Source organism: Chitinophaga sp., from assembly GCF_035564935.1.
Classification (GTDB): Bacteria; Bacteroidota; Bacteroidia; order Chitinophagales; family Chitinophagaceae; genus Chitinophaga.
In genome coordinates this window covers 1-13968 of record NZ_DATMTE010000974.1, presented here as the reverse complement: position 1 = coordinate 13968, position 13968 = coordinate 1, and the positions used below count along the sequence as shown (strand labels likewise).

Annotated in this window: 13 protein-coding genes; 1 reads left to right on the top strand and 12 read right to left on the bottom strand. The window is 47.7% G+C overall.

Going from position 1 to position 13968, the window contains the following annotated elements:
- Nucleotides 1-172 precede the first annotated feature (172 nt).
- The 11 genes from VN105_RS25290 to rbsK form a co-directional block, all read right to left on the bottom strand.
- Nucleotides 173-613 (bottom strand): GNAT family N-acetyltransferase, encoded by a 441-nt coding sequence (locus tag VN105_RS25290; RefSeq protein WP_325645488.1) that lies wholly within the window; start codon nt 611-613, stop codon nt 173-175.
- Nucleotides 614-739: 126 nt separating this feature from the next.
- A complete protein-coding gene (locus VN105_RS25285; RefSeq protein ID WP_325645486.1) occupies nt 740-1663 on the bottom strand; it encodes an EamA family transporter in 924 nt (307 codons plus the stop codon).
- Nucleotides 1656-1940, bottom strand: coding sequence for a hypothetical protein (locus VN105_RS25280; RefSeq protein WP_325645484.1), 285 nt, complete (start codon nt 1938-1940; stop codon nt 1656-1658). The genes VN105_RS25285 and VN105_RS25280 overlap by 8 nt, the downstream gene beginning before the upstream one ends.
- A gap of 111 nt (nt 1941-2051) precedes the next feature.
- The gene (locus VN105_RS25275; RefSeq protein WP_325645482.1) at nt 2052-2537 is read right to left on the bottom strand and encodes a methylated-DNA--[protein]-cysteine S-methyltransferase; all 486 of its coding nucleotides are present in this window, start codon (nt 2535-2537) and stop codon (nt 2052-2054) included.
- Nucleotides 2538-2545: 8 nt separating this feature from the next.
- Entirely contained in the window at nt 2546-3454 is a 909-nt protein-coding gene (locus tag VN105_RS25270; protein ID WP_325645480.1) for a DNA-3-methyladenine glycosylase family protein, read from the bottom strand.
- An 82-nt stretch (nt 3455-3536) separates the two neighbouring features.
- On the bottom strand, nt 3537-3821 hold the full coding sequence (locus VN105_RS25265) for a hypothetical protein (protein ID WP_325645478.1): 285 nt from the start codon (nt 3819-3821) through the stop codon (nt 3537-3539).
- Nucleotides 3822-3941: 120 nt separating this feature from the next.
- Nucleotides 3942-4943: a GRP family sugar transporter gene (locus VN105_RS25260; RefSeq protein ID WP_325645476.1), complete on the bottom strand. Its 1002-nt coding sequence runs from the start codon at nt 4941-4943 to the stop codon at nt 3942-3944.
- A 40-nt stretch (nt 4944-4983) separates the two neighbouring features.
- Nucleotides 4984-6003 carry a nucleoside hydrolase gene (locus tag VN105_RS25255; protein ID WP_325645474.1) on the bottom strand — a complete coding sequence of 340 codons (1020 nt, stop codon included), beginning with the start codon at nt 6001-6003 and terminating at the stop codon, nt 4984-4986.
- 31 nt (nt 6004-6034) lie between these two features.
- Nucleotides 6035-7771, bottom strand: a complete 1737-nt coding sequence (locus VN105_RS25250; protein ID WP_325645472.1) for a RagB/SusD family nutrient uptake outer membrane protein — start codon at nt 7769-7771, stop codon at nt 6035-6037.
- Nucleotides 7772-7790: 19 nt separating this feature from the next.
- Complete coding sequence (locus tag VN105_RS25245; protein WP_325645470.1) at nt 7791-10907, bottom strand: TonB-dependent receptor; 3117 nt, start codon at nt 10905-10907, stop codon at nt 7791-7793.
- 83 nt (nt 10908-10990) lie between these two features.
- Entirely contained in the window at nt 10991-11932 is a 942-nt protein-coding gene (rbsK, locus tag VN105_RS25240; RefSeq protein ID WP_325645468.1) for a ribokinase, read from the bottom strand.
- Between the two features lie 188 nt (nt 11933-12120).
- On the opposite strand from rbsK, the gene VN105_RS25235 reads away from it, so the two are divergent.
- Nucleotides 12121-13617, top strand: coding sequence for a hypothetical protein (locus VN105_RS25235; protein WP_325645466.1), 1497 nt, complete (start codon nt 12121-12123; stop codon nt 13615-13617).
- A 45-nt stretch (nt 13618-13662) separates the two neighbouring features.
- Here the strand turns inward: VN105_RS25235 and VN105_RS25230 are convergent.
- Nucleotides 13663-13968 (bottom strand): carboxymuconolactone decarboxylase family protein (locus VN105_RS25230; protein ID WP_325645464.1); only part of this gene is annotated, 306 nt, incomplete at its 5' end.

Sequence of the window (13968 nt, the reverse complement as noted above, 5' to 3'; positions counted from 1 at the left end):
ACACTGATTACGCTGATTATACTGATTTGTTTGATTTTTTTTCTTTTTCTGATAGTTTAGAAAGATATGAACAGTTTATTTATATCTCCCCTAATATAAAATCAAAACATATCCATCAAACAAATCATTGTAATCAGTGTTCCAAGACAATCGCCGAAGGCGATCCCCATTTTTAAAGTGCTTTATAATAATAGTAGGAATTTGTGTCTTTTTTGAACCCTTCTTTTTCGTAAAGTTTTTGTGCGCCGGTGTTGGCAATATAGGTTTGTAACATGAGCCAGGCCGCATTAGTGGATTTGCCGTATGCCGCGGCCCTGTCCAGCAGGGCTTTACCAGCGCCCATGCCGCGGTGCTCCTCCAATACGTACAGATCGTTCAGCAGCCAGCCACGTTTCATGCCCAGGGAAGTGAAGATGGGATATAGTTGGGTGAACCCGATAATTTCAGCATCCAGTAATACTACAAATATTACACTGTCCTTTTGCGCAATTCTTTCCGTAATAAAATCCAGCGCTCCTTTGAAATCAGGCGCCTGGTCATAGTAACTGCGGTAGGCATCAAACAATACCGCCACTTCATTCGTATGTAACTCCGTTGCCTGAATAACATCCATAAAATAACAGGTTTAATAATCCATCTCAATTTAATTCATTTCCATTACAAAAGAAAAGATGCTCCTTCCGGTAAACACCGGGGCGAGCATCTGTCTATAAACTTCTACCTTAAAAAATTATAGCTATTACAATTCTGCAGTTGCTACAACACTTTTTTTACCTTTATTAACAGCGCTGTTCACCAGGTACACGCCCCCGATAGTTACCAGCGAGCAGACGCCTGTTAACCACGTGAGGTTTTCATGCAGGATGAGCCATCCCAGCAACACCGCCACCACCGGGTTGATATACGCATAAATAGATACCTGCGCCGGCGGCAGGTTATTCAGTGCAAACACATAAGCGGAATAGGAAAATACCGAGCCTACCAATACCAGGTACAACAAACTTTCCCATAATTCAGTAGTGAAACTTTGTATTTCCACATGCTGCCCCAGGAACAATGTGGCTACCAGCAACATGATAATACCGCTGAAAAACATCTGGAATCCGGCGCCATACAGGTAGTTCACCCCCAGCGACCATTTCGCCGTTAACACAGAACCCAACGCCCAGAATATACAGGAGATAAAACCAATGATGATCCCGAACTGGAAATCAGGGTTCATCAAACTGGACAAATAATTATAAAAGATCCCCGCTACGCCGCCAAAACCCAGGATCATCCCGATGATGAGCTGTAAACTAAGCCGGGTGCGCTGTACCAGGAAATAGCTGGTAATGGTGATCCAGATGGGTATAGTAGCCGCAATAATGGCGCCCAGCCCGCTGGGAATATATCGCAACGCCCAGGTGAGCAAACCATTTCCGCCGCACAACATCAGTGTACCGATCACAAACAATTTCGACAACACTATTTTTCCCGGTAACTTATATCCCTTCAGTAAAAAAAATCCGGTGATCAGGAATCCGGCTGTTGCCTGTCTTATGCCTGCCAGCATCACTCCGTGCATATGTCTTACGCCCACACTGGATGCCAGGTAGGTGGTTCCCCAGAAAATACTTACAATGGCAAGCGCGATGTAAGCATTTGTATTTGATTTACGCATAAGTATATTTATTCACCATTTCCCCTCCCAGTACCTTCATGGTATCATAGGCCATCAATACATCTTTACTATTGGTACGCCGGTTCACCAATGCCGCACGGATGGCGGAATGCCCGGCCCCACCCAACCCAGTATCCTGAATGGATACACGGCCGTTGATCTGTACCTTTTTATCGGCCAGTTTATCTATTGCGGACAAAAACCTGCTGCTGAAATCTTTGGTTAACTGTAGTAGCTGATCTGTATGTTTCAGGTCTTCCTGCAATTTCAATTCCATGATTACATGTTGTTGATAACAATTCCGGGTTGTAATTCAGGAACAAAATTGAGATAAATTATCATCTTAAAACAGATGCAGTTTTTTAAATATTGACCATATCAGATGAAATTACATCAAACCCGTAAACAGGTCGGTCCGTTCATGTTCCAGCAGCCAGCGTTTTCGCCACAAGCCGCCGGCATAGCCGGTAAGCGAGCCATCACTGCCAATTACGCGATGGCAGGGTACAATAATAGCCAGCCTGTTTTTCCCGTTGGTGGTACCTACGGCACGGATGCTTTTGGGGTTGTTGATACGGCGCGCCAGTTGCTGGTACGAAATAGTATGACCAAATGGAATAACAGTTAGTTGTTGCCACACCGTTTGTTGGAATTGCGTTCCTTCCTGGAAAATGGGCAGTTCAAACACTTTGCGGTCTCCCGCGAAATACTCGTACAGCTGTTGCGCACAATCCAGCAACAGTGCAGGCGCCTGCGGGAAATCAACCGGGGGGGCATCAGTGAAGGAAACAGCGTTGATAAATTGTGTGGTACCACTGATCAGTAGCGGTCCAACGGGAGTGTCTATACGTAAATGATACAATCCGTCTTCCATGAAATAATCTATTGGGGTAATAATGACCTCCACAAATAAAACGTGGCATATGCTGCGTGTTCCTTCCATGGCTTTGTATACTCCTGTAACGCCGTCATAGAGGGCTTGGCTTCCAAATTTAATCTATTTTTTATTGCATTCTGCAAACCAACATCTTCCAGTAAAACAGATTGCGGAAAACGGCGGAATTTCATCAAGGCATAGTTGGCCGACCAGTTGCCGATTCCCTTCATAGCTACCAGGCTTTCGCGGGCAGCTTCATAGCTCATGGCATTCAGGCCCTCCTCGCTGAGTGCGCCACCGGCCATTTGTTTGGCGGTTTCCACCAGGTACAATGCTTTACTGCGGGAAAACTGCATAGGCGTAAGCTGGTCCGGTGTTAACGCGGCAATCACCTTAGGATGCGGATACAAATAAAAATCGGTGTTGTGCAGGTGCACATGATAACCAAAGTGAGTGATAAACCGCTGCCGCAATGTGTAGGCAAAGGCCAGGTTAATTTGCTGCCCTATCACCGGCCAGGTGATGGCCTCAAAAAGATCGGGCATTCCTATAAGGCGAAGGCCATTGTATTTTTGGGCCAGCCCTTTTAACAGCGGGTCTGTTTGTGTATAACGGTAAAAGGGCTGCAGGTCGGCGTCCAGGTGCCACCAATGCGTAATATATCTTACAATGGGCGCTTCCTCCACTTCCGTACCGGCGGGCGCCAGTACGGTTACTTCCAGGAAATCCTTTTTTGAACCGGGTGCAATTTCCACTACCACCGGCTCTCCGCCGGACAACAACATCCGCCGCACCTTTCCTTCATGTATATAATGTAAACACTCCTTATCGGACCTCCCCAGGAAACGCAGGCATTCTTCAAAAGAAAAATGTGCGGGGTCATTAATGGGGATCATTATTTTCTGCAAAGCCATGTTGCGAAAATACGTAAAGCGGGGATCATTGATTTACGCTTTCTTGCGGATTTCCAGAAAAGGATTTTATGAGCCCGCATTTTTAAAACTGGAATTGCCACCGGTAAATACCCAACCCCAGCAACATACCGGCCAGGCCGCCAATAATACTGGCTACCGCATCCATGATATCATAATGCCCCCTGCCGGTGATCAGCGACAACAGCTCAAAACCATAACTGATGGCTACTACCATTGTAAAGGCCGCTAACGTGGCCATTGAGGTGCGGCCCGGGAATACCACTTGTGCCGCTACCTGCAGCACTGCTCCCATCAGGATACCCACGAAGAAATGTTTCCATTTATCAGGCGCTATTCTTTTTATCATCTCCCTATAAAATTATCCTGGGGAAGATAAGAAATCTTCCCCAGGGCGCCTCCGGCAATAACATTACTCCCTGTAATCATCATCCTGAGTCAGACAAGATCCGCCGGAGGCGGTACTTTATTATCCTCCTGAATAAATGATTAGCCCCAGCCCGGCGGCAAACAACAGGAACATCCCGGCTATGAGCCCGCCGGTGCCCTTTGGCGCAGCTCTAAATTCTTTCCATATAAACACGCCCCATAAGGCGGCAACAAGCGTTGCTCCCTGTCCCAGTCCGTAGGAAACAGCGGCGCCGGCTTTCCCCGCTGCAATCAAACTGAGGGAGTTCCCCAATCCCCATATAACACCACCCAGGACGCCCACCATATGCGTGGAAAATTTCCCGGCAAAATAATCGGCATACCCTGTAGGCGCCCCTGCAAAAGGCCGTTTCATCAAAATGGTATTGAACAAAAAGTTGCTGATAAAAATACCTGCGGAGAAAATAACAACGGCCGTATAAGGCGTCATTTTCCCTGCAGCCGGGTGTACAAAATCCTGCAGGTCCATAGATACCGCAATGAACCGGTAAAAAAACGACATCAGCACACCGGCCACTATGGATAGTAAAATCCCGGTAGACGATACTTTGCGGTTCTCTCCTGAAGCCTTGCGATAGGCCACTGCATTAAGTACAATTGCCACGGTTACCAGCGCCACACCTGCAAAAAGCCATACCGGGTTGCCTTTTGCAGCGCCCAGGTAATTGATCACCACACCCAGCACCAGGGCAAGCCCAATGCCTACGGGGAAAGCCACCGACATACCGGCAATGGCAATAGCCGCTGTTAAAAGGATATTGGCGGCGTTGAAAATAACGCCACCCAATAACGCGCTGGCAATATTGACGCCGGCAGCCTGCGACAGGTCTGCCAGGAAGCTGCGGCCCCCGTTGCCATTACTTCCCAGGGTAAACGCCGACAGCAACGAGAATAATAAGATGCCTATCACATAATCCCAGTAAAATAATTCGAAGCGCCAGGTTTTGCCGGCCAGCTTCTGCGTGTTGGCCCAGGAGCCCCAGCACAACATCGTGATCACGCATAACCAAACGGCCGTTCCATAATCTTGTACAATAAACATGCGTAATAATTCTTATTGTTTGAAATGATGCGTACCTGTTCTATTGCTTCGGCTGATGCGCCATCAGCTGTTCAATCACCGCCTGTACTTGTTGCGGCGGCATTTTTTCCAACAGGTAATCCTGCCCGCTGCCGCTGTTATCCCAGGTGTTGCTGCCATTGGGCGCTACTTTTATTTTGCCGCTTTGTACGGTGTAATAGGGTTCATAACCACGAATGGCTACCAATACAGCCGTTTCGTCCCAGCTCATGCGGCCCTGCGCATCGTCGGGCGACTGCGGGATGCAGATCCGGAACACATCTTTTACCGGACTATTCTGAATGCTTTCGTTCTGCGACAGCGGCAGGCCGGTTTTAATATTCCATCCTATTTCAAAGCCGGAGTAAATCACTTTTGTGGGCCAGTGCTCAAAGGCTGCAATGGAAGCAGTAGAATCACAGAATACATTGAACTCTCTTCCCTCCGGGAATTTACCGGCCATACTCACCAGCAGCTTTACTTTTTGTGTAACCAGTTCCTTGCCGGTGAGCGGTGAAATATTATCTCCTTTCGACTGCAGCAGGTTAGCCAGGTTGGTGAGAAAACCAACGGTAACAATGGTCACACTCTGATCGGGCTGGGCCGCCAGTACCTTGCGGTACAGCGTAACCGCGTCTTCCGCCTCGTTGTTACTTTTGATAGCATGTGGGTATTTGGCCAGGATAGAATCCGTCCAGTGCTGGCTGTCGCGCATATCCACACCCGCACCTTTGGGCACGCCAATGGGAATATCGGGGCGTTTGAAGTACGTGTTGAATACATTCAGCACGGCGGCAATACCTTCATACTTGTTGCTGGCAATGGTAGCCAGGATCTTTGCTTCCCCTGAATCGGCCAGGGCATGGAGCAGGGCAATGGCGCCGGCATCATCATAATCGGGGCCGATGTCGGAATCAAAAATAATGGCTGCTTTCTCCCCGGTGGTTTCCTTTGCTTTTTCCGACATAGCGCAGGACGCTAAAAAACTGATCATGGCAAATGACAGCGCTGCTGCTAATGCCTGCTTTTTGTGGAATTTCATATAGGTTGATATTTAATGAATTTAATTGCTGTTACCAGCCACTGTTTTGTTTATAGAGGCCATCGCTCAGGTCTATCTGTTGCGTAGGCACCGGTAAATATTCATCTCGGTTCTTTGTAAAATGCCCCACCTGCAGGTAGGTTCTGCGTTTGCTTTCCACCTCAAAATAATCATTCAGTACTTCTGCTGCAATGCCCCAACGCACCAAATCAAAAAAGCGGGCGCCTTCCATACCAAATTCCAAACGGCGTTCCCACCGCAAAGCCTTGCGCGCATTGACCTGCGTCCAGGCGATATTCTGACCGGGCTTATACAGTTCCACATGATAATTCGAGTAGGGGTGACCGTTAGCATCAACTAACCTGCCAGTGCTGTTCTTTGCACGCTGGCGTACCTGGTTTATGATATCCACTGCTTCGTTCTGCCGGCCCAGTTCTATCAGCGCCTCCGCTTTCCAAAGCAGCACATCGTCAAATTTAATGATGTCGTTGTTCATAGAGCTGGCAGGATAAGCGTATCCCTTGGCCGTAGTAAGACAGGGACAATCCGCCTGCACTACAGATTTCATCCCGGAGAATGGCCCGTACAATTCCGGTCCCCTGGTCCAGGAACTGGTTTGATAAATAATATTATTCTGGTACTTGAAAGGATGACCGGGCAGTCCTACGGTATGATCCAGGCGGGGATCGAAGGAGTTATTCTGGAAGTCGGCCTGGTCTTTCATTTCCACATTGTTGAATGTTTCAAATTTCGGCAGTCCATCCAGGCCGGTTTGAAAAGCATTCACCAGGTTCTGGCTGGGCCGGTGAAAAGAGCAGCAGCCATATGCCGGGTACATGGGATAATTCAGGGCGGTAGACATATCTATCCTGCCCACTTCTGATCCGTCGTTCAGGGAGCGCTGCACCGCGAAAATGGATTCTTTCCCGTTTTCGAACTGCCACAGGTAATTCTCGGCGTAGTCGCCAGACAGCTTATACCCGCTGCCGGTGATGATATCGTTTGTAAGCGTTACTACTTCGTTCAGGCGTTGGGGGTTGATGTGGGTCACATTGTTCTGTTCGTCCTGTTCATAGGCCTGGTACAGGCGCACTTTGGCCAGGTATGCCTTTGCGGTGTAACTATTTGGCCGGCCTGTTTGCTCCTGCTGAAGCGGTAGATCATCTACACCAGCCTGGAAGTCGTCCGCAATCTTATTCCATTGTTCATCGTTGTTATACTGCACATTGGAAACGGTGTTGATACTGTCCTGTGAAATTGATTCATCAATAAAAGGTACTTTTTTGAAATGGCTTTTCAGCAGGAAATAGAAATGTGCGCGGATAAACCGCATTTCCGCCCTTCGTTGTTTCTTTTCCGGGTAGCTGTCGTCGCTTAACTGGTTGACCCCTTTCAGCGCCAGGTTGGCGCGTTGCACGCCCATGAATAACCTTGTCCATAACAGGTTACCACGGCTCTGGTTTTCCTGGATGGTGGAAAATACTTCATACTGGGTAAACTCGCCCTGGTCGGCCGTTCCAAGTCCGCCTTTGTAAGCGTCGTCCGACCGTACGCTTCCGTATACCCATGCACTGGTGTAAGGCACTTCCCAGTGATCGTTGCCTAAACTGGCGTAAGCGGCTATCACCAGTTTTTCTACGTTTTCCGGCGTATTCAGGTCATCTGCGCCCACCACGCCTTTTGGCGGTACATCCAGGAACCGGCTGCACGCAGGAAGCAAAATTCCCAGGCACATCAACAGTAAACTAAACTTTATATAGTATTTCATAACGCTGCTGTTTTAAAATTCAGAATGATAAATTGAAACCAAAGGTGATCTTACGCGGGCGTGGAAATCCATAGCCGGAATCTTCCGGGTCTGCGGATACATAAGCATCTTTACCTGAATTATCTTTAAAAGACAACAGGTTCTGACCCGTTACATACACCCGGATAGGATTCAGGTGTTTGATGTTCTTTATCAGGTATCCCAGGCTTACTTCGCGGAGTTTTACATAAGCGCCGTTTTCTATAAAATAAGATGACAATCTTCCTTCGTTGTTATTATCTGCCAGTGTTACAGCAGGGATGGTGGAATTAGGGTTCTGCGGCGTCCATGCGTTGAGCGTGCGGCTGCCATAGTTGGTGCCTGCCCAGAGGTTGGTGAAATCGGAAAATCTTTTGCGTTCATCATATACCGAAATGCCGGCTACTCCCTGGAAAAAGATACTGAGCGTAAATCCTTTGTACTCGCCCTGCAGGTTTAGTCCGAATGAATACTGTGGTGCGGAAACGCCGAGGTATCGCTGATCGAGCGTATTAATTACGCCATCGTTGTTCAGGTCTGCATACCTGATCCGGCCTATGCCTTTACCGGGTTGTTCTGCGCTGTTGTCTACTTCCTTTTTGTTTTGGAAGATGCCATCGGCTACATAGCCGAAAATAGAATTCATGGAACGTCCGAGAATAGTTTGTTCGGAGTTACCGGGATAAGAATGTACTACGTTATCGGGCAGGTCGGTGATCTGGTCGCTGTAATGGCCTACATTTCCAACAACGGAATAGTTGAAGGCGCCCACCTGGTCTTTATAGCCCACTGCAATTTCAAAGCCGGTTGTTTTTACGGAAGCGCCGTTTACAAAGCGGGTACCGCCTTCGCCCTGTACAGCCAGGTAGGCCGGGGAGATGAGGATATCTTTGGTAGCCCGGTTAAAGTAATCGAAAGAAGCAGTTAATTTCTGATCCAGCAATCCTACATCCAGTCCTATATTTTTTTCAGTGGTAGATTCCCAGCGAAGATCGTCGTTCACCCGCTGTGTTTGCCGGAAGCCGGATAATAAAGGACCGGAGTCGGCGCCGCCAATATCGTATGCAGTACCGTTATCAGAGGTGAATGGCATAGCGCCCAGGCCGTAGTAGGTTTCATACAGTTCATACCGGGCGGTGCTGGAAATTTCCTGGTTACCGGTTCTGCCCCACCCTGCCCTTAGTTTCAGGTCGGAGATGATCCGGGTATTGTCTTTAATAAAATTTTCTTCATTAATTCTCCATCCGGCACTGATAGCCGGGAATGTGCCAAAGCGGTTATTTTTCCCGAACCGCGATGATCCGTCGTAGCGCAAAGTAGCCGACAGCAGGTATTTACTGTCGTACGAATAATTGACCTTACCAAAGTAAGAAAGCAGCGAAAAACCATTGGCGTTGCCGCCTACCGTCTGGTTACCGCTGCCGGCACCTTCCACGAAATAATCCAGTGTTTCCAGCGCAAAGTTTTCTTTATAGGTAGAATTGATGGCGTATTTATTTCTCACGGCTTCAGTTCCCACTAAAAAAGTAGCGCGGTGTTTACTGGCCTCCAGGTTATACTGGATGGTGGTGTTCAGGTTCCAGTTAAATTCCTCCGACTTGGAATTTTTCAACGAGTTTACCGTACGGCTGATGAAGCCGGTGGAAAATTTGCGCTGGATATCGCGGATCTCCGTATTGGAATGTTCCACACCGAGGGAAGCGTTTACCGTAAAGTTTTTCAGGACAGATATATTCGCGTAGATGTTACCAAGAATATTCAGGGAATTTACGCGGTCCCATTTATTAAGATCCAGTGTCATCAACGGGTTGGGATGATCCACGAAACTGCCGGTTACAGGGCCGGAATATTCGCCGTTGGGCAGTTTTACCGGCAGTACCGGCTGGATCTGCAAGGCATCGGCGAAGGCCGTCGTACTGCCGTCGCCGTTATCTATCCCATTGGAGATAGCAAGGTTTTCCCCGATCTTTATTTTTCCATCGAGGAAGCGGTGATGGGAGTTGACACGGAGCGACAACTTCTGAAAATCCTTGAACTCCTCCACGTATTTATCTTTCAGGTAACCGACAGACATAAACGCGCCGCCGTTTTTACTGCCCGAAGAAAGCGAAAGGTTATACTCCTGGATCAGCCCTTTCCGCGTAATGGCGTCAAACCAGTTGGTATTGGCAGAAGGCACGCCCGGCACCAGTTCATCAGGAATCGTGAGCCCGTGCAGCACGGCCGTGCCATCCGGGTTACGGGACCAGTCGTACTTCACAAAAGGAATATCATCGGGATCCAGTCCGTCGTTGATAGTAGCCTGCCACTGTACCCTGGCGCGGTCCGTAGCATTCAGCAGCTTTGGCGCGGTAGTAAATGTAGACTGTGTAACACGGGAGCTGAAGTTGAAAATGGTTTTATTGGTATTCGCCTGCCGGGTGGTAACGATGATCACACCGTTCGACGACCTCGCACCGTAGATAGCTGCAGATGAGGCGTCTTTCAGTACCTGGATGGACTCAATGTCTTCCGCAGTGAGGATCTGGAATGCGCTCGACTTGCTGGGAACCCCGTCAATGATATATAACGGGTCGTTATTATTGAGCGTGCTCACGCCACGGATCCGCACGGTAGAAGCGCCGCTGGGATTTCCGCTGGTAGTGATGAACAGCCCCGGCACCTGGCCCTGCAGCGACTGGATAGGATTACTGGTGGGCGCGTTCTTCAGGTTATCGATCGCCACTACCGACACCGCTCCCGTAAGATCTACCTTACGCTGCGTTTGGTAACCTACTGTTACAATTTCATTTAACTGTGTGGAAGAAGCCAGCAGCACTACCGACAGGGTGCGCTGGCCTTTATATTGAATTTCCTGGTTTTGAAAACCAATATAGGAAAACACCAGTACCTGCTGATCGTTTACCTGGATAGCAAAATTTCCTTTTTCATCTGTGGTAGTACCGGTGCTGGTGCCCTTCACCGCCACAGTAACGCCGGGTACCGGTTTGCCCTGGTTGTCTGTTACCTGCCCGGTAACTTTATCCGCCCGGTTTGGCGTGGTGGTTCCCTGGTGTGTGCGAAGCGGATATTTTCCCCCCGCGTACAATTGCAGATGACCAACGAGCAATAGGCTCATGACGAGGCTGATAAACCTCCAAAGTAGTTTTATTTTCATAACGGAAGAATTGGTTGATTTAACGGTGGAAACGGATCGGAGCTTTATTTTTTCTTTTCGCCTTCTATTTTCATGCTACTGGCAATAAATTCATTTCGGTATGGAATAGAGGATTGTGCGCCCATTCTTGTTACAGAGATCGCGGCGGCGATGTTGGCAAACTCCACTGCATCAGGAAACAATTTCCCTTCTGATAAGGCCACTGCCAGCGCGCCGTTAAAAACATCGCCTGCGGCGGTGGTGTCTGTTGCTTCTACTTTCTGTGCGGGGATCACCAGTGTTTTTTCTTCCTGGCAAATAACTGCACCCATGGCGCCCATGGTAACCACTACGTTTTTCACCCCCATATTGTAAATGGCTTTGGCCGCCTTTTTCGCGCTTTCAATATTGGTGACCTTAATGCCGGAAATCATTTCCGCTTCTTTCTTATTGGGTGTGATGATATCTGTATTAGCCAGCAGTTCCGGGCTGAGTGTGTTGGCCGGCGCGGGATTCAGGATCACCCGCACACCTTTGGATGCCGCGTAACCGGCCACAAAATGAACAGTTTCCATGGGGATCTCCAGTTGCATGAGCAGGAAACCTGCGCCTGCTATTTCTGTTAATGCATCTTTCAGATCGTCGGGGTATAGATTACCATTAGCGCCGGAAGCCACTACAATGCTGTTTTCCCCGGATTCATCCACTGTAATGAGCGCTACGCCGGATGGCAACTCATCATCTGACAGCACATGAAAAGTATTGATACCTTCTTCCTCAAATAGCTGGGATGATTGTTTTCCGAATACATCATTGCCTACCTTGGAGATAAAAAGTACATCCCCTCCCAAACGCGCTACGGTTACTGCCTGGTTAGCGCCCTTACCTCCCGGGTTCATTAAAAACGAACCTCCCAGCACTGTTTCACCAGGCACGGGTATATGGCTTGTTTTTACGACCATGTCCATATTTGTGCTACCAACAACAACTATTTTTTTTATATCCATACGTGAAATTTTTCTGTTTGTTGAAGTAAAAATATCCGGTTAAGGATTCCTATTTTGACCTTTTTTTATTATTTTCCATAATTCTACCAGATCAAGTGAACAAGCAGAGATTCATCTAAGTAAATGATAATCAACCATTTTACCGTACACGGATTACGGCTATTCCATTAATTTCAAAATATCCCGTTATGTCGCAGGCAGCAGTAATACGTTTAGTGAAGTCTTTATCAAAATCTGAAAAACGCCGTTTCAAACTTTATACCCGTAAACACGAAGGCGATAAAGAATATCTTACCCTATTTGACCTGATAGATCAGCATGAGGTAATCACCAAAGAACTGCTGGATGAAAAATTCAGTCATTTTCATACAGGCGTTTCCGTTGACAATACCGCCAGGTACCTGTTGCAGTTGCTGACCGATTGCCTGATACAATCGCGCGTAAAGGAAGACGACCAGTTCCGCCTGCTGCATGGTATGCTGCGGGTAAATATCCTGAAGGAGCGCAATTTGCCCGAGGAAGGATACAGGGAGTTAAAGAAGCTGCAACAGTTAGCCATCGTTTCACAGGAACAGTTTATAGAATACTTCTTTTACCGGTATGAACTTAATTACCTGGCAGAATTTAATTTCCCGGGTATGACGGAAAACAAACTGGTGGAAATACAAATGAAAGCCAGGAACGCCATCAAGGATATCCGCAACACGCACGAACATCATTCCTTATACGAATTGCTCAAATACAGGCTGCTGCATACCGGGAAGGCCATATCTGAAGAAGAAAAAAAACAGCTGAACGACCTGCTGCTGAGTGAAATGAGTATCGTTAACGCCAAAACGAAGAACAGCCTGGAATCAAGAAAACTGCATCTGTTGTTCCAGTCGTCTTTCTTTACCAATATCGGTGATTATAAATCTGCTTTAAAAACTTTTTACCAGCTGAACGGGTTGTTTGAAAAGAATAAGGTGCTGTGGCATCACCCGCCGCTGGACTACCACTCTGCGCTGGATGGCATCCTCGACAGCCTGCGGACCACCGGCCGTTATGAGGAAATGTCTTTTTATGTACAGAAACTGGAGCAACTGGACGACAAAAGCTATCCCGGGTATTTCAGGTACATGGTTCGCAAATCAGCGATGATTTACCAGCTGGTGCTGTTAATGGGTACGCAGCAATTAAACGCTGCAGTAACCTATATTGAAAACAGCGATCCCGCGCTGTTAAAGGCGTATGGCCTGGTAGATGAAGAAAGGCAGTGCGAATTACTTTTCTGCTTTGGGCTGGCCTATTTCAGGAAGGGCAACTTTAAAAAGGCGCAAAAATATATCAATGAAATTGTGCTGATAGGCAAGGCCAGTTATCAATCGGTTATTTACAGGGTATCGCGGCTGCTGAGCATCCTCATTCATTATGAAGCCAATAACCTGGAATATCTTGATTACGAAATCAGGTCGTTCAAACGGGCATTCCAGTACAGCGGAGTACGGCTGAAAGTGGAGAATATGATCTTTAAAACAATAAAGGCTTATCCGAAAATGAATAGCACCAGGAAAAATGAATTGTTGTGGGAGAAAATATCCCCGGTGCTGGCAACTATTGAGAAAGATAAATTTGAAATGCAGCTCCGGAAATATTTTGATTTTACCGGGTGGATAAAAAGTAAATTTCTCCCGGTTGCCCATTAAAACACCAGGCAGCCACGGAAGCACTTCCATGGCTGCCTGTGAGCATTATCCCTGTGGTAATGTTCTTGAAGTAATAGCAATACGGTTCCATGAATTAATAACAACAATGGCCATGGTAATGGTGGCTATTTCCTGTGCTGTAAAAACCGCCTGTGCTGCTTTGTATACCTCGTCCGGTACACGGGATTCACTTACCAGGGTTACCGCTTCTGTAAGCGCCAGGGCAGCGCGTTCTTTATCGGTATAATAAGGCGCTTCCTGCCAGGCAGAAAGGCCATAAATCCGTTGTTCTGTTTCTCCCATCTGCCGGGCTTCTTTAGTATGCATATTCAAACAGAAAACGCAGCCATT

Bases quoted from the DNA above. Each gene is read 5' to 3' on its own strand.
- VN105_RS25265 (WP_325645478.1), bottom strand. From the start codon at position 3,821: ATGATAAAAAGAATAGCGCCTGATAAATGGAAACATTTCTTCGTGGGT.
- VN105_RS25250 (WP_325645472.1), bottom strand. From the start codon at position 7,771: ATGAAATACTATATAAAGTTTAGTTTACTGTTGATGTGCCTGGGAATT.
- VN105_RS25245 (WP_325645470.1), bottom strand. From the start codon at position 10,907: ATGAGCCTATTGCTCGTTGGTCATCTGCAATTGTACGCGGGGGGAAAA.
- VN105_RS25235 (WP_325645466.1), top strand. From the start codon at position 12,121: ATGTCGCAGGCAGCAGTAATACGTTTAGTGAAGTCTTTATCAAAATCT.
- rbsK (WP_325645468.1), bottom strand. From the start codon at position 11,932: ATGGATATAAAAAAAATAGTTGTTGTTGGTAGCACAAATATGGACATG.
- VN105_RS25270 (WP_325645480.1), bottom strand. From the start codon at position 3,454: ATGGCTTTGCAGAAAATAATGATCCCCATTAATGACCCCGCACATTTT.
- VN105_RS25255 (WP_325645474.1), bottom strand. From the start codon at position 6,003: ATGAAATTCCACAAAAAGCAGGCATTAGCAGCAGCGCTGTCATTTGCC.
- VN105_RS25290 (WP_325645488.1), bottom strand. From the start codon at position 613: ATGGATGTTATTCAGGCAACGGAGTTACATACGAATGAAGTGGCGGTA.
- VN105_RS25275 (WP_325645482.1), bottom strand. From the start codon at position 2,537: ATGGAAGACGGATTGTATCATTTACGTATAGACACTCCCGTTGGACCG.
- VN105_RS25280 (WP_325645484.1), bottom strand. From the start codon at position 1,940: ATGGAATTGAAATTGCAGGAAGACCTGAAACATACAGATCAGCTACTA.
- VN105_RS25260 (WP_325645476.1), bottom strand. From the start codon at position 4,943: ATGTTTATTGTACAAGATTATGGAACGGCCGTTTGGTTATGCGTGATC.
- VN105_RS25285 (WP_325645486.1), bottom strand. From the start codon at position 1,663: ATGCGTAAATCAAATACAAATGCTTACATCGCGCTTGCCATTGTAAGT.